We start from the raw sequence: 20,094 nt of genomic DNA, 5'->3' as shown, positions 1-20,094 counted from the left end.
GCTCGTTGCGGGACTTAACCCAACATCTCACGACACGAGCTGACGACAGCCATGCACCACCTGTACACCCCCAAAAGAAGCCCCATCTCTGGAGCGGCAGGGTGTATGTCAAACCCAGGTAAGGTTCTTCGCGTTGCATCGAATTAATCCGCATGCTCCGCCGCTTGTGCGGGCCCCCGTCAATTCCTTTGAGTTTTAGCCTTGCGGCCGTACTCCCCAGGCGGGGCGCTTAATGCGTTAGCTGCGGCACGGAACCCATGGAATAGGCCCCACACCTAGCGCCCAACGTTTACGGTGTGGACTACCAGGGTATCTAATCCTGTTCGCTCCCCACACTTTCGCTCCTCAGCGTCAGAACATTGCCAGAGAACCGCCTTCGCCACCGGTGTTCCTCCTGATATCTGCGCATTTCACCGCTACACCAGGAATTCCGTTCTCCCCTCAATGCCTCAAGTCTGCCCGTATCGGAAGCAAGCACTCGGTTAAGCCCAGTGTTTTCACTCCCGACGCGACAAACCGCCTACGAGCCCTTTACGCCCAATAATTCCGGACAACGCTCGCACCCTACGTATTACCGCGGCTGCTGGCACGTAGTTGGCCGGTGCTTCTTCTGTACCTACCGTCACCACCCACACGGGCGCTTCGTCGATACTGAAAGAGGTTTACAACCCGAAGGCCGTCATCCCTCACGCGGCGTTGCTGGATCAGGCTTCCGCCCATTGTCCAATATTCCCCACTGCTGCCTCCCGTAGGAGTCTGGGCCGTGTCTCAGTCCCAGTGTGGCCGGTCACCCTCTCAGGCCGGCTACCCGTCGAAGCCTTGGTAGGCCATTACCCCACCAACAAGCTGATAGGCCGCGAGCACATCCCCCACCCACAAAAGTTTCCACACAGAACCCATGCAGGTCTGTGTCGTATCCGGTATTAGACACCCTTTCGAGTGCTTATCCCAGAGTGAAGGGCAGATTACTCACGTGTTACTCACCCGTTCGCCGCTCGTGTACCCCCGAAGAGGCCTTACCGCTCGACTTGCATGTGTTAAGCACGCCGCCAGCGTTCGTCCTGAGCCAGGATCAAACTCTCCGTAGAAAATTCACTCCCGACAATAAACGAAACTAGCTATCGCCAGAATCATTGCCGAAAAAACAATACCCATCCAAAGAAACAGACGAGCAAAACAAACTAATTCGTCGACTATGACACACTGTTGAGTTCTCAAACATCAGACGCATGCCCCCACCTAGCCCGTGCGGACCGGCTCTGGGGCAACCTCAGAAACATTACCGGCTGCTGCGACCTTCGTCAACTCGAGCGAGCGACTCCGGTCTGAGTCCGGGCCGGGCATGCGACTGCCACCTGGTGCGGGCCTCTCGGCCCCGAGTGGGAGTCGCTCACCGCGACAAGAGGGAACACTAGGGCACGTCCGCCCCCGGGTTCAACTCGGGGGGTCGGGCACCGCCTTGGGGTGCCGGCGGTAGGCCGAGACGGTGGGCTCGCCGGCCAGCCAGAAGCGCCACGGACGGTCGGGTGCGAGCCGCAGGCCCGTGCGCGGACCGGTGCTTACGGCGCCGGGCGCGGGCTGCAGCTCGAGCCGCACCTCGCCGTGCGCGAGGTCGGTCCCGTCGTGGTCGAGCGCGATCGCGAGGGTGCGGCACAGCCGGGCCGGGCCGCGGGCCAGGTCGCGGTCGCGGACCCCGGGTCGCCGCTCCCGGGCCACGTCGAGGCCGGCGACGACCTCACCGGCGCGGAGCAGGACGGCGGCGGAGCTGCCCTCCTCCCCCACCACCACGTTGGCGCACACGTGCATGCCGTAGGTGAAGTAGCAGTACAGGCGCCCGGCCGGACCGAACATCACCGCGTTGCGGCGGGTCTGCCCCCGGTAGGCGTGCGACCCCGGATCGCGTTCCCCGGCGTAGGCCTCGACCTCGGTCAGGCGCACTGCGACGGGCCCGTGCCGCAGCACCGCGCCGAGGAGCCGCGGCGCGACCTGCTCGGCGGGACCGGCGAGCTCAGCCCAGCCGGGCACGGTACGACGCCGCGAGGGCGCTGACCTCGGCGAGCTGCTCCGCGACCCGGACGGGCGCCGTACCGCCGCGGCCGTCGCGCGCGGCCACGGAGCCGGCGACGGTGAGGACGTCGCGGACCTCGGGGCGCAGGTGCGGGGAGATGTCGGCGTACTGCTCGTCGGTGAGCTCGTCGAGCCCGACCCCGAGCTCCTCGCACCGCTGCACGCAGGCGCCGGCGACCTCGTGGGCCACCCGGAACGCGACGCCCTCGCGGACCAGCCACTCGGCGACGTCGGTGGCCAGCGAGAACCCCTGGGGGGCGAGCTCGGCCATCCGGTCGGTGTCGAAGACCAGGGTCGCGACCATGCCGGAGAAGGCCGGGAGCAGCACCTCGAGGGTGTCGACGGAGTCGAAGACCGGCTCCTTGTCCTCCTGCAGGTCGCGGTTGTAGGCCAGCGGCAGCGCCTTGAGCGTGGTCAGCAGCCCGGTCAGGTTGCCGACGAGCCGGCCGGCCTTGCCGCGAGCCAGCTCGGCGATGTCGGGGTTCTTCTTCTGCGGCATGATGCTCGACCCCGTCGACCAGGAGTCGTGCAGGCGCACGAAGCCGAACTCGCGGGTCGACCACAGGATCACCTCCTCGGCGATCCGGCTCACGTCGACCCCGACCTGGGCGCAGACGAAGGCGAACTCGGCGACGAAGTCGCGCGCCGACGTGCCGTCGATGGAGTTGGCCGAGGACCCGGTGAAGCCGAGCTCGGCCGCGACCAGCGTCGGGTCGAGGCCGAGGGTCTGCCCGGCGAGCGCGCCGGCGCCGTAGGGCGAGTCACCGGCGACCCGGCGGTCCCAGTCGAGGAACCGCTCGACGTCGCGCAGCAGCGGGTGGGCGTGGGCCAGCAGGTGGTGGGCCAGCAGCACGGGTTGCGCGTGCTGCAGGTGGGTGCGGCCCGGCATCACCGCGTCGCCGTGGGCCGCGGCCTGGGCGACGAGGACGTCGACGAGGTCGAGCACGCAGCCGGCGACAGTGCGCACGTGGTCGCGCAGGTACATCCGGAACAGGGTGGCGATCTGGTCGTTGCGGCTCCGGCCGGCCCGCAGGCGGCCGCCGACGTCGGCCCCGACCTCCTCGAGCAGCAGGCGCTCCAGCGAGCCGTGGACGTCCTCGTCGGACGGGTCCGGACGCAGCTCGCCGGAGGAGTACTGCTCGGCGAGGACGTCGAGGCCGCGGTGGATCTCCGCCTCGTCCTCGGGCGTGAGGTAGCCCGCGGCGCCCAGCGCCTTGGCGTGGGCGTGCGAGCCGGCGATGTCGTAGAGCGCGAGCCGCCAGTCGAAGTGGGTGGAGCGCGAGAGCGCCTCGAGCTCGGGCGAGGGACCGTCGGCGAACCGGCCGCCCCACAGCATGCCCTCGTTGGTCGTGCTCACCGTTCTCCCTCCACCGCGACGATCGCGGCTCGCATGATGTCAGGCAGGTCCGGGTCGACGGCTGTCCCGTCGGCGGCGAGCTCCTCCGGCGTCCACCACCGGTGGGCCACGACGTTGCCGGCCTCGTCGGGCTCGAGGTGCGCGAACGTCACCTCGACGTCGGCCGCGAGCGGCAGCGCGTAGAAGGTGGAGTGCCCGACGTACCCGGCCCCGTCGTAGGTGTACTCACGGACCGCGACGTGCACCGGTCCGACCAGGTCGTCCGGGTCCACCCGGATCCCGGTCTCCTCGAAGGTCTCCCGGACGGCGGCGTCGGGGAGCGTCTCGCCCGGGTCGACGGCGCCCCCGACCGTGCCCCACCGCAGGAGGCCGGGGACGGCGGGGTCCTGGTCCTGCAGCATCAGCACCCTCCCGCCCGCCACCGGCAGCACCCGTGCGGTCACCCGCTCGGCCGGTGGCGTCGCCCTGCGGACGTCGGCGACCGCCCGGGCCGCGAGCACCGGCAGCAGCGGGCTGCGGACCCGGGGGTCGCCGGCGAGCGCCGCGGGGGTGACCCACTCGTGGCCGCGGATGAACCCGACCTCGGCCTCGGTGTGGCCGGCGAAGTCGACGACGGGGTCGTCCACCGCGACGGCGAAGAACGTCGCGTGCACGGGGTGCCGCCGGCCCTGGTGGTCGGTCCAGCTGGTCGGGCCGTCGTGGAGGGGTCCCTGCAGGTCGGCGGGTGGGACGTCGATGCCCGTCTCCTCGCGCAGCTCGCGTGACGCCGCCTCGCGGACGCCCTCGCCCGGCTCGATGCCGCCCCCGGGGCTCAGCAGCCCGGGGCGGCCGTCGGCCGCGCGCACGACGAGCAGCAGCACCTCGTCGTGGCGGTTGACGGCGAGCACCCGTGCGGACGCGCGTCCTCCGGCCGCCATCAGTCGGTGCCGAACTCCATGGCGGCCGCGTCGAGGGCCTCGTCGTCGGTGGTCCCGGCGGCCGGGTTGGCGCGGATCCGGTCGGCGCCGCCGGCGGGCAGCTCGCCGTACAGGGTGCCGTGCTCGACGAGCACCTGGCCCTGCTCGAAGGGCTGGTCGGCGTAGAGCTCGAGCTTGGCGCGCGAGTCGGCGATGTCGAGGTTGCGCATGGTGAGCTGGCCGATCCGGTCGGTCGGACCGAACGCCGCGCTCTCGGTGCGCTCCATCGACAGCTTGTCGGGGTGGTAGGAGAACGACGGGCCGTCGGTGCGCAGCACCGAGTAGTCCTCCCCGCGACGCAGCCGCAGGGTGACCTCACCGGTGACGAGCGAGGCGATCCAGCGCTGGATCGACTCGCGCAGCATCAGCGCCTGCGGGTCGAGCCACCGGCCCTCGTAGAGCAGCCGGCCGAGGCGGCGCCCCTCGGAGTGGTAGAGCGCGATGGTGTCCTCGTTGTGGATGGCGTTGAGCAGCCGCTCGTAGGCGATCCACAGCAGCGCCATGCCGGGGGCCTCGTAGATGCCGCGCGACTTGGCCTCGATGATGCGGTTCTCGATCTGGTCGCTCATGCCGAGGCCGTGGCGACCGCCGATCACGTTGGCCTGGTGCACCAGCTCGACCGCTCCCTCGGCGCCGTCGTAGGTCTTGCCGTCGATGGAGACCGGCCGGCCCGCCTGGAAGGCGATGGTCACGTCCTCGGTCTCGATCGCCACGGCGGGGTCCCAGAACTTCACGCCCATGATCGGCTCGACGGTCTCGAGCGAGACGTCGAGGTGCTCGAGGGTCTTGGCCTCGTGGGTGGCGCCCCAGATGTTGGCGTCGGTGGAGTAGGCCTTCTCCTGGCTGTCGCGGTAGGGCAGGCCCTGCGCGACGAGCCACTGGCTCATCTCCGCCCGTCCACCGAGCTCGTGGACGAAGTCGGCGTCGAGCCACGGCTTGTAGATGCGCAGCTCGGGGTTGGCGAGCAGGCCGTAGCGGTAGAAGCGCTCGATGTCGTTGCCCTTGAACGTCGAGCCGTCGCCCCAGATGTCGACGCCGTCCTCGTGCATGGCGCGGACCAGCAGGGTGCCGGTGACGGCGCGGCCGAGCGGGGTGGTGTTGAAGTAGGTGCGCCCGCCGGAGCGGATGTGGAAGGCGCCGCAGGCCATCGCGGCGAGGCCCTCCTCGACCAGCTGGGGCTTGCAGTCGACGTGGCGGGCGATCTCGGCGCCGTACTGCACGGCGCGGTCGGGCACCCCGGCGATGTCGGGCTCGTCGTACTGGCCGATGTCGGCGGTGTAGGTGCACGGCACGGCGCCCTTGGCGCGCATCCAGGCGACCGCGACGGAGGTGTCGAGGCCGCCGGAGAAGGCGATGCCGACGCGCTCGCCGACGGGGAGGGAGGTGAGGACCTTGGACATCAGGATTCCTTGGGTTCGTGGGCGTTGGCGAGGGTGAGGAAGCGCTCGGCGAGCGCCGCTCCCCCGCTCGGGTCGCGGCCGATGACGAGGAGGGTGTCGTCGCCGGCGATGGTGCCGAGGACGTCGGGCAGCTCGGCGCGGTCGAAGGCGGAGGCGAGGTACTGCGCCGCGCCCGGTGGGGTGCGCAGGACGACGAGGTTGCCGGTGGCCTCGGCGGTGACGAGCAGCTCGCCGCACAGCCGGGACAGGCGCCGGGCCGAGGACGCCGTCTCGCCCGACTTGGGCCGGCGGTCGCCGCCCTCGCCGGGCACGGCGTACACGAGGGCGCCGGAGGCGGAGCGGACCTTGAGCGCGTCGAGCTCGACCAGGTCGCGCGAGAGCGTGGCCTGGGTGACGCTGAGCCCCTCGTCGGCCAGCAGCCCGGCGAGCTCGGACTGGGAGTGCACCTCGTGGTGGGTGACCAGGTCGACGATGCGCTGGTGGCGGGCGTTCTTGGTCACCGGGGCCCGGGACACGGTGGTCACGCCGACGCCTCGAGCAGGAACGCCAGGACGGCCTTCTGGGCGTGCCGGCGGTTCTCGGCCTCGTCCCACACCACGCTCCGGGGTCCGTCGATCACCTCGGCGGCGATCTCCTTGCCGCGGTAGGCCGGCAGGCAGTGCAGGGCGATCGCATCGGGGCCGGCCAGCGACATCAGCCCGGACGTCAGCGAGTACGGCGCGAACACCTGCTCCCGGTCGGCCTCCTCGGCCTCCTTGCCCATCGAGATCCAGGTGTCGGTGACCACCACGTCGGCGCCGGCCACGGCCTTCTCGGGCTCGTCGTGGGCGGTGGCCGAGCCGCCGGTCTCGGCGGCGATGTCGGTGGCGCGCTGCAGCATGGCGGCCGAGGGGAGGTAGTCGGGTGGTGCGGCGACGCGGACGTGCATGCCGGCGGTGGTGCCGGCCAGCAGCCACGAGCTGCCCATGTTGCACGCGCCGTCGCCGACGAACGCCACCGTCAGCCCGGCGAGCCCGCCCTTGTGCTCGCGGACCGTGAGCAGGTCGGCGACGAGCTGGCAGGGGTGGAAGTCGTCGGTGAGCGCGTTGACGACCGGGACGCCGGCGTGGGCGGCCATGGTGTCGAGGTCGGCCTGGAAGAACGTGCGCCACACCACGGCCGAGACCTGCCGGCCCAGCACGCGGGCGACGTCCTCGACCGACTCGCGCACCCCGATGCCGGCCAGGCGGCCCTCGACCAGCATCGGGTTGCCGCCGAGCTCGGCGATGCCGGCGCCGAAGGAGACCTGGGTGCGCAGGGTCGGCTTGTCGAAGATCATCGCCACCGAGCGCGGCCCCTCGAGCGGACGCTGCGAGTACGGCGACGCCTTGAGCTCGGCGGCCAGGTCGAGCAGGCGCGCCTGCTCGGCCGGGGTCACGTCGTCGTCGCGGAGGAAGTGGCGCAGGGTCACGACGGGGCTCCCATGGCGGCGTCGAGCACCTGCGGCCAGGCGGCGAGGAACGCGTCGACGTCGTCGGGCGTCAGCACCAGCGGCGGCGCGAGGCGGATGCGCCGCGGTGTCGGGTTGTTGACGATGAACCCCGCGGCGAGCGCGGCGGCGGCGACGTCGGCGGAGGACTCGGCGGCGAGGTCGAGCCCGACCAGCAGTCCCTCGCCCCGCACCTCGGTGACCCGCGGGTCGGCGGCCAGCCCGTCGCGGAGCTTCTGCCCGAGCACCGTGACGTGCTCGAGCAGCCCGTCGGTCTCGATCGTGCCGATCACCGCGAGCGCCGCGGCGCAGGCGACCGGGTTGCCGCCGAAGGTGGTGCCGTGGTTGCCGGGCTGGAGCAGCTCGCCGGCGGCGCCGAGGGCCAGGCAGGCGCCGATCGGGAACCCGCCTCCCAGGCCCTTGGCCACCGTGACGACGTCGGGGACGACGCCGCTGCGGTGGTGCTCGAACCAGCGGCCGGTGCGGCCCATGCCGGTCTGGATCTCGTCGAGCCACAGCAGGGCGCCGTGCTCGGTGGCGATCCGCCGCGCGTCGGCCAGGTAGCCCTCGGGGGGTACGACGACGCCGGCCTCGCCCTGGATCGGCTCGAGCAGCACGGCCGCGGTCTCGTCGGTGACCGCCGCGGCCAGCGCGGTGGCGTCGCCGTACGGCACGAAGGTGACGTGGCCGGGCAGCGGCTCGAACGGCGCGCGGTAGGCCTCCTTGGACGTCAGCGCGAGGGCGCCCATCGTGCGGCCGTGGAACCCGCCCTCGGCGACGACGACGTGGGTGCGGCCGGTACGCCGGGTGAGCTTGAACGCCGCCTCGACGGCCTCGGTGCCGGAGTTGGTCAGGAAGACCTTGCCGGGCCCGTGGTCGAGGAGCGCGAGGAGCCGCTCGGCGAGGGTGACCTGCGGCTCGCTGGCGAAGAAGTTGGAGATGTGGCCGAGCGTCGACAGCTGCTCGGTGACGGCGGCGACCAGCGCGGGGTGGGCGTGGCCCAGGGCGTTGACGGCGATGCCGCCGAGGAGGTCGACGTACTCGCGGCCGTCGGCGTCCCAGACGTGGGCGCCCCGGCCGCGCACCAGCGTCAGCCTCGGCGGGCCGAAGGTGTTCATCAGCGACGCGGCGTAGCGCGCCTGCCAGGTGCTGTCGGCGGTGTCAGTCATGGTCGGCGACCCGGGCCTTCCTGGTCTTGGTCTCCACACCGGGCAGCACCTGGGTGCCGACGCCCTCCTGGGTGAACAGCTCGAGCAGGACGGCGTGCGGCTCGCGGCCGTCGACGACGGTGGCCCGCGGGACGCCGCCCTGGACGGCCTGCAGGCAGGCCTTCATCTTGGGGACCATGCCGCTCGCAAGGTCGGGCAGGATCTCCTCGAGCGCCTCGGGGCTGATCTCGCCGATGACGTCCTCGCTGCTCGGCCAGTCGAGGAAGAGCCCCTCCACGTCGGTGAGCACGAGCAGCTTCTCGGCACCGAGCGCCAGCGCTAGCGAGGCGGCGGCGGAGTCGGCGTTGACGTTGTGGACCAGGCCGTCGGCGTCGGGCGCGACGCTGGACACGACCGGGATCCGGCCGGCCTCGATGATGTCGAGCACCGCCTCGGGCCGCACCTGGGTCACCTCGCCGACCAGGCCGAGGTCGACCTCCTCGCCGTCGACGACGGTGTTGGTCTGGGTGGCGGTGAACAGACCGGCGTCCTCCCCCGACAGCCCGACGGCGAGCGGGCCGTGGTCGTTGATCAGCCCGACCAGCTCGCGCTGCACCTTGCCGACCAGCACCATGCGGACGACCTCCATGGCCTCCGGCGTGGTGACCCGGAGGCCACCGCGGAACTCCGACTCGATGCCGAGCTGGTCGAGCATCGCGGAGATCTGCGGGCCGCCGCCGTGGACGATCACCGGCTTGAAGCCGGCCAGCCGGAGGAAGACGACGTCCTCGGCGAAGGCGCGCTTGAGGTGGTCGTCGGTCATGGCGTTGCCGCCGTACTTCACCACCACGACCTTGCCGTGGTAGCGCTTGAGCCACGGCAGGGCGCCCGCGAGGGTGCGGGCCTCGGCCGGGTCGGGCTTGCTGGGGTCGTGCTGCACGTGGGGCAGCCGGGACGTCTCGGGTGCGTTCATGAGGAGTAGGCGCTGTTCTCGTGGACGTAAGCGTGAGTGAGGTCGTTGGTCCAGACCGTGGCGCGGTCGGTGCCCGACTTGAGGTCGATGGTCACGGTGACCTCGCGCGGCTCGAGGTCGACGAGGGTGGGGTCCTCGTCGGGCGTGGAGCTGCGGCAGACCCACACGCCGTTGATGGCGACGTCGAGGTCGGCGGGGTCGAAGGCGGCCGAGGTGGTGCCGATCGAGGCGAGGACGCGACCCCAGTTGGGGTCCTTGCCGAAGACCGCGGCCTTGAACAGGTTGCTGCGGGCGACGCTGCGGCCGACCTCGACGGCGTCGTCCTCGCTGGCCGCGCCGAGGGTGGTGATGGCGATGTCGTGGTCGGCGCCCTCGGCGTCGCGCAGCAGCTGCATGGCCAGGTCGGTGCACAGCTGGGTGAGGGCGTCGGTGAAGTCGGGCAGCGACGGCGTGATGCCGCTGGCCCCGCTCGCCATCACCGTGACCGTGTCGTTGGTCGACATGCACCCGTCGGAGTCGAGCCGGTCGAAGCTGACGCGGGTCGCGGCCCGCAGCGCCTGGTCGAGGTCAGCGGCGGGGACGACGGCGTCGGTGGTGATGACCACGAGCATGGTGGCCAGCGCCGGCGCCAGCATGCCCGCGCCCTTGGCCATCCCGCCGATGCTCCAGCCGGCACCCTCGACGACGGCCTGCTTGCTGACGGAGTCGGTGGTCATGATCGCGTGGGCCGCGGCGTCGCCGCCGTCGGCGCTGAGCCCGGCGTGCACGGCGTCGACGCCGGCGAGCAGCGCCTCGCGGGAGTTGGTCAGACCGATCAGCCCGGTGGAGCAGACGACGACGTCGAAGGCCCCGATGCCGAGGCGCTCGGCGACCCGCTCGGCGACGGCGTGCGTGGTCTGGAAGCCCTCGGGCCCGGTGTAGCAGTTGGCGCCGCCGGAGTTGAGGACGACGGCGCGCACGACGCCGTCCTTGACGACCTCGCGGCTCCACAGCACCGGGTTGGCCTGGCAGCGGTTGGCGGTGAACACCGACGCGGAGTCGGAGGTGGGGCCGTCGTTGACGACGAGGGCGAGGTCGGGGGCGCCGGACGACTTCAGTCCGGCGGCGACCCCGGCGGCGGTGAAGCCGGCTGGGGTGGTGACGCTCATGGGGATCCTTGCGGGGTGGTCAGGCGGACACGGGGGCGGGCTCGACGGTGTGCCCCCGTCGTCGCCAGGCCTCGGTCGCGCGCTCGACGTCGGTCGACGGCACCAGCACCCAGACGGTGGTGGGCGTGGTGAGCGTGTGCACGCTGACCTCCTCCTCGGCCAGGGGCGCGATCAGGTCGACCAGCACGCCGGCCGAGGGGGCCTCGTCGACCAGGGTGAAGCCGATCAGGCCACGGTCGCCGGGCACCTTGGTGGGCACCGAGCGGCCGGCGCAGACCAGCGAGGTCTCGGCGGCGGTGGCCGTGATCGAGAACAGCGACGACGACTCGGCCCACTCGGGGATGTCGGCGCCGGCGGCGAGGCGGAGCACGGCGATCTTCTCGGGGTACTGCTGGAGGGCACTCACGGGGCGATCCCTACGGAGGTCAGGCCGAGGGTCTCGTCGAGACCGAGGGCGAGGTTGAGGCACTGGACGGCGGCGCCGGCCGTGCCCTTGGCGAGGTTGTCGACGGCCCCGACGGCGACCAGCCGCTGCGCGGCCTCGTCGACGGTGACCTGCACGTGCACGGCGTTGGAGCCCAGCACGGCCTGGGTCTGGGGCCACTGGCCCGGTGGGAGGACGTGCACGAACGGCTCGTCGGCGTACAGCTCGGCGTAGACGGCGTGGGCGTCCTCGGCGCTGACCGAGCCGGCCAGCGGGGCCGAGCAGGTGGCCAGGATGCCGCGCGACATCGGGACCAGGAGCGGGGTGAAGCTGACCCGCAGGTCACCGGCGTCACCGACGAGCGGACCGAGGTTCTGCACGATCTCGGGGGTGTGCCGGTGGACGCCGCCGACGCCGTAGGCGCTGGCGTTGCCCATCACCTCGCTGCCGAGCAGGTGGGGCTTGGCGGCCTTGCCGGCGCCGCTGGTGCCGGACGCGGCCACGACGACGAGGTCGGGCTCGACCAGGCCGGCCGCCACGGCGGGGGCGAGGGTGAGCGTCGAGACCGTCGGGTAGCAGCCGGGTACGGCGACCCGGCGGGCGCCGCGGAGCGCGTCGCGCTGGCGACCGGACGCCGTGGGCAGCTCGGGCAGGCCGTAGGGCCAGGTGCCGGCGTGGTCGCCGCCGTAGAACGACGCCCAAGCGCCGGCGTCGCCGAGCCGGAAGTCGGCGCCGCAGTCGATGACGACCACGTCGTCGCCCAGCGACGCGGCGAGCGCCCCCGACTGCCCGTGCGGCAGGGCCAGCACGACCACGTCGTGGCCGGAGAGCGTGCTCAGGTCGGTGGGCTCGAGGACCCGGTCGGCCAGCGGCACCAGGTGGGGCTGCAGCGAACCGAGCCGCTCCCCCGCGTTGGACCCCGCGGTGAGCGCACCGATCTCGACGGCGGGGTGGCCCAGGAGCAGGCGGAGCACCTCGCCACCGGCGTAGCCACTGGCCCCGGCGACCGCTACCCGTGGGCGGGTCGGAGACGACGTCGTCATGTGCATGACCATACACGCCACGGAATCTTCATACAGACCGGGGTGGGAATCGGGACGCGGCCCGTCCCCGTGCCGTCCTAGCGTGGCGCCGTGACCCGTCTCGACGCCGCGACCTACCTCGCCCACCTCGACCGGGAGTCCGCGCGCTTCCGTGACGTCCTGGCGGGCTGCGACCCCGGCGCCAGGGTGCCGGCGTGTCCCGACTGGGACGCCGCCGACCTGGTCTGGCACCTGACCGGGGTGCAGTGGTTCTGGACGCGGGCGATGGCCGAGCGGCCCGTCGGTCCGCCGGAGGAGTCCGGACGTCCAGCGCGGCCCGACTCCTACGCCGGGCTGCTCGACCTGTGTGCCGCGGTGGCCGCCGGGCTGGTCGACGTCCTCACCGGGCTGGACCCCGCCGAGCCGGCGTGGTCGTGGGCCGACCACGTGCCCGGCGGCCTGACCGTGGGCTTCACGCTGCGCCGCCAGGCGCATGAGGCGCTGATCCACCGGCTCGACGCCGAGCAGACCGCCGGCGCCGACCTGGTGACGCCGCTCGACCCGGCGCTCGCCGCCGACGGCGTGGCCGAGCTCCTCGACGTCATGTACGGCGGCACGCCTCCGCCCTGGGCGACCTTCACGCCCGCCGACCCCGACGGCACCGGGGTCGTGCGGGTCGACCTCACCGACGTCGGCACGTCGTGGTGGGTGCGTCCCGGGACCCTGCGCGGCACCGACCCCGAGTCCGGGCACCACCACGACGGCCCCCACCTGCTCGTCGTCGAAGACCCGGGGACGCCACCGGCGGCCGTGGTCAGCGGCACCGCAGCCGACCTCGACGCGGCCTGGTGGAAGCGCCGCGCCGCCGACGGCATCGAGGTCTCCGGTGACCGGACGGCGTACGACGAGCTGGTGGCGGCGCTCGGCCCGCCGCTGGACTGAGCGGCCCGAGACCTCGTCGCCGAAGCCGCTGGCCGCACTCCCCCCTGCCGCTGCCACGAGCCAGTGGCAAGGGGGCCAGGGGCCAGCGGCAATCCGACCGATCGTCGGACAGCGGGCGGGTCGTCCACCTAGCCTTCGAGGCCCCATTCCGTCGAGCACCGGAGTCCCCCGTGCCCTTCTCCCCACCCCGTCGCCCGTCCACGCGTGCCCTGCGCGCCGCCCTCGTGCTGGTGCCGGTGGCACCGGTGCTGGTGGTCTCCGGCTGGGCCTCGAGCGCCCGGGCCGACGAGCCGGCGTACGTGCCCGCCGACGGACCGCACCTCGTCACGACCGTGTTCGACTCGGTCGGCCACCCGGACTCGTTCACGGTACCGGCAGGCGTCACCTCGCTGCAGGTCAGCGCGGTGGGAGCCGCCGGCGGCGACGCCACCGCTGACTTCGACCCGACGAAGACCGGTCTCGGCGGGCGCGGCGCCCGGGTGGACGCGGTCCTCGATGTGCTGCCCGGAGCCGTGCTCAGCGTCAACGTCGGCGGTCGGGGTGGCAACAACGATGGCGACGCCAGTGCTGTCGCCTGGAACGGCGGCGGCGCGGGGGGCGCGGCGAGCATCGTGGGAGCCGGCGGCGGCGGGGCCACCGACGTCCGCGCCTGCACTCCAGACGCCACCGGCTGCGACACGCTCGGCTCGCGCCTGGTTGTCGCCGCCGGCGGGGGTGGGGCCGGCTTCACGCAGGACGACGCGTTCGCCGGCGGCGACGCCGGAGCCGACGGCGCGGGCTTCGACGGCATCCGCGGCCCCGTGGCGGGCGGCGCGGCCGGCACGACGACGTCCGGCGGTGCCGGCGGAGCGGCCGGCGACGAGGGCGACCGGATCTCGGAGGGCGGCGACGGTACGGCGGGCGTCGGCGGCGTCGGGGGTGGGCGCACCGGCCCCGACTTCCAGCCCAGCCCGACCGGGCCGGCCGAGTACCGCGGCGCCGGCGGCGGGGGCGGCGGCCTCTACGGCGGTGGCGGTGGCGGCGACAACCGCTTCTACGGCGCCGCGGGGGGCGGCGGGTCGAGCCTGGTGCCCGACGGTGGCACGCTGACGCTCGCCGAGCGCAGCCTCCCGGCGCACGTGGTGATCACCTACGACGTCGGTCCGGTCACCACGGTCGAGGTCGTGCCCGCGGACGATGCCCTGCCTGCGAGCGGGATGGCCACGACCGTCGTCACCGCCACGCCCAGGACGGCCGGCGGGCAGACGCTGACCGGGCTCCGCGTGACGATGACCAGCACCGACCCCAACCAGACCTTCGGGGCGGTGACCGACGAGGGCGACGGCACCTACACGGCCGTGCTCCGCGGCTCGACGACCGTCGGGACCGCCTCCGTCCGCGCGACCGTCGCGGGCATCACCGTCAGCCCGGTCGGTGAGACATTCATCGACACCGTCGCCTACGAGGCACCCGGCATCACCGCAGCGGTCAGCAGCGCGCAGCCGAGCCGCGGCGGCTGGTTCCGGACGCCCGTCACCGTGACGTTCGCCTGCACCGGCTCGCGCCTCGCCGAGCCGTGCCCGGCGAGCACGCTCCGTTCCGCCAGCGGGCGCAACCAGGTCGTGACCGGCACCGTCGCTGACGACCAGGGGGGCACCGCCACGGCGACCGTCGCCGTCAGCATCGACCGGACGCGCCCCCGGGTGACCGTGGGCGGCGCCCGCAAGGGCGCGACGTACCCCACCAAGCGCAAGCTGACCTGCAAGGCCACCGACACCTTCTCCGGCGTCGCGTCGTGCCAGGTCACCACCAAGCAGCGCAAGGTCGGCAGGTCGACCGTCGTGACGTGGACCGGCACCGCGCTCGACCGGGCCGGCAACCGGTCGACCACGACCGGGCGCTACACGGTGCGTCCCCGGCGGTGACGTCGCGCACGCGAGGGGAGCCTGGCGAACCCAGCGGTGCTGAGCCGCCCGAGCTGCTCGTCGCTCAGCCGCACGCGGCCGGCGCCGAGGTTGTCCTCGAGGTGCTCAGGCCCACGAGGCACTGATACACCGGCTCGACGCCGAGCAGACCGCCGACCTGGTGACGCCGCTCGACCCGGCGCTCGCCGCCGACGGCGTGGCCGAGCTCCTCGAGGTGATGTACGGCGGCACGCCGCCGCCGTGGGCGACCTTCACGCCCGCCGGCCGCGCTGTGCGCGGCGCTCGACCCGCCGCTCGACTGAGGGTCCTCCCCGGCGCTGGTGAAACCGCGGTGAGGGCGGGGTGAAACCGCCGCGCCCCAGGCTCCGGGACATGAACTCACTCCCTGTCCCGGACGGCGACCTCGCCGTCCACGCCACCGGTCTGGTCAGGTCCTTCGGCGCCTTCCGCGCCGTCGACGGCATCGACCTCGCGGTGCGCCGCGGCGAGGTCTTCGGCGTGCTCGGCCCCAACGGGGCCGGCAAGACCACGATGCTGCGGATGCTCGCCACCCTGCTCCCGATCGACGGCGGCCGCGCCGAGCTGTTCGGCGTCGACGTCGCCACCCGTGCCCACGAGGTGCGCCAGCTCGTGGGCGTGACCGGGCAGTACGCCTCGGTCGACGAGAACCTCACCGCCCGCGAGAACCTCTGGCTCTTCGGCCGGCTCCAGGGCCTGGGCTCGCGGCGGTCGCGGGCGACCGCGGAGGAGCTGCTGGCGAGCTTCGACCTCGGAGACGCGGCCGACCGGCCGATCTCGCAGTTCTCCGGCGGCATGCGACGCCGCCTCGACCTGGCCGCGAGCCTGATCACCCGGCCACCGCTGATCTTCCTCGACGAGCCGACCACGGGCCTCGACCCACGCACCCGGGGCCAGATGTGGGACACCATCCGCGGCCTGGTCGCCGACGGCTGCACGGTCCTGCTGACCACCCAGTACCTCGACGAGGCCGACCAGCTGGCCGGGCGGGTCGCGGTCATCGACCACGGCCGCACGGTGGCCGAGGGCACCCCCGACGAGCTCAAGTCGTCGGTCGGCAGCTCGACCCTGCAGCTGCGACTGCACGACCGCGAGCGCACCGCCGACGCCGCCGACGTCGTCCGGCGCCTCCTCGGCGAGGAGCCGCTGCTCACCCCCGAGTCGGGCGGCCTGCACGTGCCGCTGCCCGACGCCGACCGGGCGGCCGACGTGCTCATCGCGCTGCGCGAGACCGGGCTCTCGATCGCCTCGGTCAACGTCGCCAAGCCGACCCTCGACGAGGTGTTCCTGGCCCTCACCGGCCACGGCACCGACGACGCAAACCCCGACACCCACGTGAAGGAGGCGTCATGACGACGCTGCTCGAGTCCCGTCCCGTCGTGCCCGCCGAGGCGCGCGACCTGGTCCCCCGGGTGTTGCTGCGCGACACCGTCAGCCAGACCCTGGCGATGGCCTGGCGGGCCACCAAGAAGATGCGCCGCAACCCCGAGCAGTTCTTCGACGTCACCATCCAGCCGCTGCTGTTCACGGCGATGTTCGCCTACATCTTCGGCGGGGCGGTCTCCGGCGACGTCGCCAGCTACCTGCCGATCATCATCCCCGGCGTGCTCGCCCAGACCGCGCTCACCGCCTGCATGGCGACCGGCGTGCAGCTGCGCGAGGACATGGACAAGGGGGTCTTCGACCGGTTCAAGTCGCTGCCGGTCGCCCGGATCGCCCCGCTCGCCGGACCGATGGTCGCCGACCTCCTGCGCTACACGACCGCGGCCGTGCTCACCGTCGCGACCGGCTTCGCGATGGGCTTCCGCCCCGGGGGCGGCTTCGTCGGCACCCTCGCCGGGATCCTGCTCACCGTCGTGGCCGGCTGGTCGCTGGCCTGGATCTTCACCTGGCTCGGCACGATCGCCCGGTCGGCGCAGAGCGTGCAGGGCATCTCGATGATGATCATGTTCCCGCTGACCTTCCTGTCCAACGCCTACGTGCCGGTCGACACGCTCCCCGGCTGGCTGGAGGCGTTCGTGGAGGTCAACCCGGTCAGCCACGTGGTCTCCGCGGTCCGCGACCTGATGAACGACGGCCAGGTCACCGCCGAGGTGGGCTGGGCCCTGCTGGGCTGCGCGGTCGTCGTCGCGGTCTTCGCGCCGCTGGCGGTGCGGAGCTACTCCCGGAAGATGTGAGCGATCAGGGCGCGGGCGTCGTCGGCGACGCCCGCGCCGTGGCGTCCGTCGTACGCCGCGATGGCGCGGTCGAGCGCCCCGGGAGCGGCCGCGTCGGCGGCCGCGGCGACCGGGTCCCACCCCATCGACGGCGCGTAGCGGTTGTAGGCGAGCCGGTCGGCGAGGGCGAGCAGGGCCACGGCGTCGTCGAGGGCCCGCTCGCGGAGCAGGGCCCAGGTGCCGAGCGCGAACACGACGCAGCCGACGACCGGGAGGTCGAGGCGGGCCCGGTCGGGGTCGAGCGCGTGGGTGACCTTGGCCGCGAGCTCCCGCTGCAGGTGCTCGCCGGACGGCGCCACGCCGTAGCGCGCGTGGGCGGCCGTGGCGGAGCTCTCGCAGAACAGGGTCCACGGCTCGTAGCCCTCGTCGAGCGCCATCCCCGGGAACCGCATCGAGCGGACCCGGATGACGGCCTCGTCGTAGATCGCCAGACCGCGGACGGCGTCGCCGCGGGCCAGGGCCAGCTCGGCCTGCGTCGAGGCCGTCACGATCGTGCCGCCCCACAGCCCGGTGCTGGGACGGGCCGTCATCTCCTCCAGGAGGCGCTCGGCCTCGTCGAGGCGTCCGTCGGCGATGGCGGCGAAGGCGAGCACCGCGCGCAGCTGGACGGCGTCGTCGTCGGCCTCGAGCGCGTCGAGCACGGCGATGCCGGCGTCGGCGTGCGGGAGGGCCTCGGCGATGCGCCCGAGCTGGGTGTAGAGCCCGGCGAGCTGGGTGTGCTGCAGCGCCTGGTACCAGACGCCGTCGTCCTCGCGCCACAGCCCGAGCCCACGCTGGGAGGCGGCCGCGGCGCCCTCGAGGTCGCCGGCGTTCTCGAGCGCGTGGCTGGCCCACTGCAGGGCCAGCATCGCGAGGTGGCGGTCGGGGTCGTCGGCCAGGGAGAGCGGGAACGAGGGGTCGCCGCTCTCCATCGCCACGACCATCCGGCTCAGCGCCCGTGTGCCCGCGTCGGACGACCGGGGGCCGTGCCGGTCGAGCAGGGCCTGGGCGTGCACCGGGGGGACCATCTCGACGACCGAGGTGTTCATCACCACGATGCCGGCGGCCTGGGTCGCCACCTCGACGACGCCGGCGGGCGGGTCCCACCCGTCGAGGACCTCCTCGACGGCCGCGATCAGTGCGATCACCCGGGCGTGCTCGCCGCGGATGGTCCAGCAGCCGCCGAGCGCGGCGAGCAGACGCACCGTGGTCTCGGGGTCGTCGCTGCCGAGCGCCTCGCGGAGCACGTCGCCGAGGTTGTTCTCCTCGACCGCCACGCCCCGCACCACCGCGACCTGGTCGCGGCTGTTGAGGGCGGCCGTCGCGCGGTCGGCGAGGTCGACGGCCCACGAGCGCAGCGCGGCACGGGCGGCGTCGTGCTCGCCGGCCGCCGTCAGCCGCTGCCGGCCGAGCTCGCGCACGGTCTCGAGCATCCGGTAGCGCAGCCGGTCGCCGTCGTCGCGGACCGTCAGCAGGCTCTGCCCGACGAGGGACTCGACCGCTGCGAGCGCCCTGGCGCCCACCAGCGCCTCGGCGCCCTCGAGCGCGAAGCCGTCGTGGAAGACCGACAGCCACCGCAGGACTCGTTGGTCGCCGTCGCCGAGCAGGTTCCACGACCAGTCGATCACCGCCTCCAGCGTGCGGTGCCGGTCGGGCACGCCGCGGTCCTGACCGCGCAGCAGCGCGAACCGGTCGTCGAGGCGCCGGTCGACGTCGGCCACCGACATCGCCCGCACCTTGGCCGCGGCCAGCTCGATGGCCAGCGGCAGCCCGTCGAGCCGGGTGACCACGCGGCGCACGACGTCGTCGTCGAGACGGACGCCGGGCCGGGCGGCCTCGGCGCGCTGGCGGAAGAGCTCGACCGCGGCGTCCTCGTCGAGCTGGCCCAGGGCGAGGACGCGCTCGGCGGCGATGGCCAGCGGTGCGCGAGTGGTGGTCACGACCCGCAGCGTGCGGGTGGTGGCGACCAGGGTGGCGACCAGGTCGGCGACGGCCTCGACCACGTGCTCGCAGTTGTCGAGGACGAGCAGGGTGGGGGCCTGGTCGAGGTGCTGGGCGATCCGGCCACGGACGTCGGCGCGCTGCTCGGGCGTCAGCACGCGTCGTCCGCTCACCGAGTCGCGCACCCCCAGCGCCGAGCCGATCTCGCCCACGACGTCGTCGGGCGAGGCGACGCCGGCGAGCTCGACGAAGTGGACGACGGGCTGCTCGGCCTCGCGGGCCAGCACGTGCGCCAGCCGGGTCTTGCCGAGCCCACCGGGCCCGAGGATCGAGGTGACCCGCGACTCGCGCACCAGCGCCTGGAGGCGGCGTACGTCGTCGGCGCGACCCACCAGCGACGACGCGTCGTAGCGCACCCCGGTGCGGACGGGGTTGTCGGCGGCCAGCAGGGCGGCGTGCAGCGACTGCAGCACCGGGCCGGGGTCGACGCCGAGCGTGTCGCGCAGGTGCTCGCGGTGCTGCTGGTAGCGCTGCAGCGCCGCGGGCGCGCCGTGCACGGTGGCCTCGGCGTGGAGCAGGGCGGCCACGGTGGGCTCGTCGGTGTGGTCGGCCGCGAGCAGGAGCGGCAGCGCCTCGGCGTGGTCGCCGAGCGCGACCAGCGCCCGCCCGAGGACGGCCGAGGCGGTCTCGAGCCCCGACCGCGCGGCACGGCGGAGGTGCTCCACGGCCGGGGCTGCGTCGCCGGCCGCGGCGACCGGGACGGCGAGGGCGGCGCGGGCGTGGTCGCGCGCGCCGTGCGTGTCGCCGCGTGCCTCGGCACGCACCGCCTCGCGGACCAGGCCGACCAGCGCGGAGGCGTCGACGTCGTCGCCCACGACCCCGAGCCGGTAGCCGCCGTACCCGTGCACCACCACCTCGGGCGCGGTCTGGCCGCGGGTCCGCGACACCACGACCTGCAGCGCCTTGGCCGGGTTGGCCGGCACGTCGTCGACGCCCCAGACGCCCTCGACCAGGACGGCCTCGGCCACGGGCCGGCCCGGGGCGGCTGCCAGGGTCGCGAGGAGGGCGTGGCTGCGCGCACCGGTCACGGCGCGGCCGAGGTAGGAGACCCCGTCGAGCAGCCGGAGCACC

Annotated in this window: 16 protein-coding genes and 1 rRNA gene; 4 read left to right on the top strand and 13 right to left on the bottom strand. The window is 73.4% G+C overall.

What is annotated here, in order from left to right:
• The 12 genes from AC4MBH_RS22370 to argC form a co-directional block, all read right to left on the bottom strand.
• Positions 1-1,088 (bottom strand): 16S ribosomal RNA (locus tag AC4MBH_RS22370); the annotation flags it as partial.
• A gap of 346 nt (positions 1,089-1,434) precedes the next feature.
• Entirely contained in the window at positions 1,435-2,025 is a 591-nt protein-coding gene (locus AC4MBH_RS22365; protein ID WP_491797613.1) for a DNA-3-methyladenine glycosylase, read from the bottom strand.
• A complete protein-coding gene (gene argH / locus AC4MBH_RS22360; protein ID WP_491797622.1) occupies positions 2,009-3,403 on the bottom strand; it encodes an argininosuccinate lyase in 1,395 nt (464 codons plus the stop codon). The genes AC4MBH_RS22365 and argH overlap by 17 nt, the downstream gene beginning before the upstream one ends.
• A gap of 17 nt (positions 3,404-3,420) precedes the next feature.
• On the bottom strand, positions 3,421-4,341 hold the full coding sequence (locus AC4MBH_RS22355; RefSeq protein ID WP_491797612.1) for an NUDIX domain-containing protein: 921 nt from the start codon (positions 4,339-4,341) through the stop codon (positions 3,421-3,423).
• A complete protein-coding gene (gene argG / locus AC4MBH_RS22350; protein ID WP_491797611.1) occupies positions 4,341-5,780 on the bottom strand; it encodes an argininosuccinate synthase in 1,440 nt (479 codons plus the stop codon). The genes AC4MBH_RS22355 and argG overlap by 1 nt, the downstream gene beginning before the upstream one ends.
• Positions 5,780-6,304 carry an arginine repressor gene (locus AC4MBH_RS22345; protein ID WP_491797610.1) on the bottom strand — a complete coding sequence of 175 codons (525 nt, stop codon included), beginning with the start codon at positions 6,302-6,304 and terminating at the stop codon, positions 5,780-5,782. The genes argG and AC4MBH_RS22345 overlap by 1 nt, the downstream gene beginning before the upstream one ends.
• The gene (argF, locus tag AC4MBH_RS22340; protein WP_491797621.1) at positions 6,301-7,224 is read right to left on the bottom strand and encodes an ornithine carbamoyltransferase; all 924 of its coding nucleotides are present in this window, start codon (positions 7,222-7,224) and stop codon (positions 6,301-6,303) included. Before argF ends, AC4MBH_RS22345 begins: the two co-directional genes overlap by 4 nt.
• A 2-nt stretch (positions 7,225-7,226) precedes the next feature.
• Positions 7,227-8,417: an acetylornithine transaminase gene (locus tag AC4MBH_RS22335; protein ID WP_491797609.1), complete on the bottom strand. Its 1,191-nt coding sequence runs from the start codon at positions 8,415-8,417 to the stop codon at positions 7,227-7,229.
• Entirely contained in the window at positions 8,410-9,369 is a 960-nt protein-coding gene (argB, locus tag AC4MBH_RS22330) for an acetylglutamate kinase (RefSeq protein WP_491797608.1), read from the bottom strand. The genes AC4MBH_RS22335 and argB overlap by 8 nt, the downstream gene beginning before the upstream one ends.
• On the bottom strand, positions 9,366-10,517 hold the full coding sequence (gene argJ, locus AC4MBH_RS22325) for a bifunctional glutamate N-acetyltransferase/amino-acid acetyltransferase ArgJ (RefSeq protein ID WP_491797607.1): 1,152 nt from the start codon (positions 10,515-10,517) through the stop codon (positions 9,366-9,368). Before argJ ends, argB begins: the two co-directional genes overlap by 4 nt.
• A 19-nt stretch (positions 10,518-10,536) precedes the next feature.
• Entirely contained in the window at positions 10,537-10,923 is a 387-nt protein-coding gene (locus tag AC4MBH_RS22320; protein WP_491797606.1) for an ACT domain-containing protein, read from the bottom strand.
• Positions 10,920-11,990 (bottom strand): N-acetyl-gamma-glutamyl-phosphate reductase, encoded by a 1,071-nt coding sequence (gene argC / locus AC4MBH_RS22315; RefSeq protein ID WP_491797620.1) that lies wholly within the window; start codon positions 11,988-11,990, stop codon positions 10,920-10,922. The genes AC4MBH_RS22320 and argC overlap by 4 nt, the downstream gene beginning before the upstream one ends.
• 84 nt (positions 11,991-12,074) lie before the next feature.
• Between argC and AC4MBH_RS22310 the strand changes: the two genes are divergently transcribed.
• The 4 genes from AC4MBH_RS22310 to AC4MBH_RS22295 all read left to right on the top strand — a co-directional run bounded on the left by AC4MBH_RS22310 (position 12,075) and on the right by AC4MBH_RS22295 (position 17,004).
• Positions 12,075-12,905 (top strand): maleylpyruvate isomerase family mycothiol-dependent enzyme, encoded by an 831-nt coding sequence (locus AC4MBH_RS22310; protein WP_491797605.1) that lies wholly within the window; start codon positions 12,075-12,077, stop codon positions 12,903-12,905.
• Between the two features lie 170 nt (positions 12,906-13,075).
• The gene (locus AC4MBH_RS22305) at positions 13,076-14,809 is read left to right on the top strand and encodes an Ig-like domain-containing protein (protein ID WP_491797604.1); all 1,734 of its coding nucleotides are present in this window, start codon (positions 13,076-13,078) and stop codon (positions 14,807-14,809) included.
• A gap of 372 nt (positions 14,810-15,181) precedes the next feature.
• Positions 15,182-16,180 (top strand): ATP-binding cassette domain-containing protein, encoded by a 999-nt coding sequence (locus AC4MBH_RS22300; protein ID WP_491797603.1) that lies wholly within the window; start codon positions 15,182-15,184, stop codon positions 16,178-16,180.
• Positions 16,177-17,004, top strand: coding sequence for an ABC transporter permease (locus tag AC4MBH_RS22295; protein ID WP_491797602.1), 828 nt, complete (start codon positions 16,177-16,179; stop codon positions 17,002-17,004). Before AC4MBH_RS22300 ends, AC4MBH_RS22295 begins: the two co-directional genes overlap by 4 nt.
• Here the strand turns inward: AC4MBH_RS22295 and AC4MBH_RS22290 are convergent.
• The gene (locus AC4MBH_RS22290; protein WP_491797601.1) at positions 16,986-20,093 is read right to left on the bottom strand and encodes an ATP-binding protein; all 3,108 of its coding nucleotides are present in this window, start codon (positions 20,091-20,093) and stop codon (positions 16,986-16,988) included. The genes AC4MBH_RS22295 and AC4MBH_RS22290 overlap by 19 nt on opposite strands.
• Position 20,094: the final 1 nt, after the last annotated feature.

It is taken from the genome of Nocardioides sp. WJ219, assembly GCF_058559815.1.
Note: the sequence above shows the minus strand (reverse complement) of the source record. Positions and strands in the feature narration are given on the sequence as shown.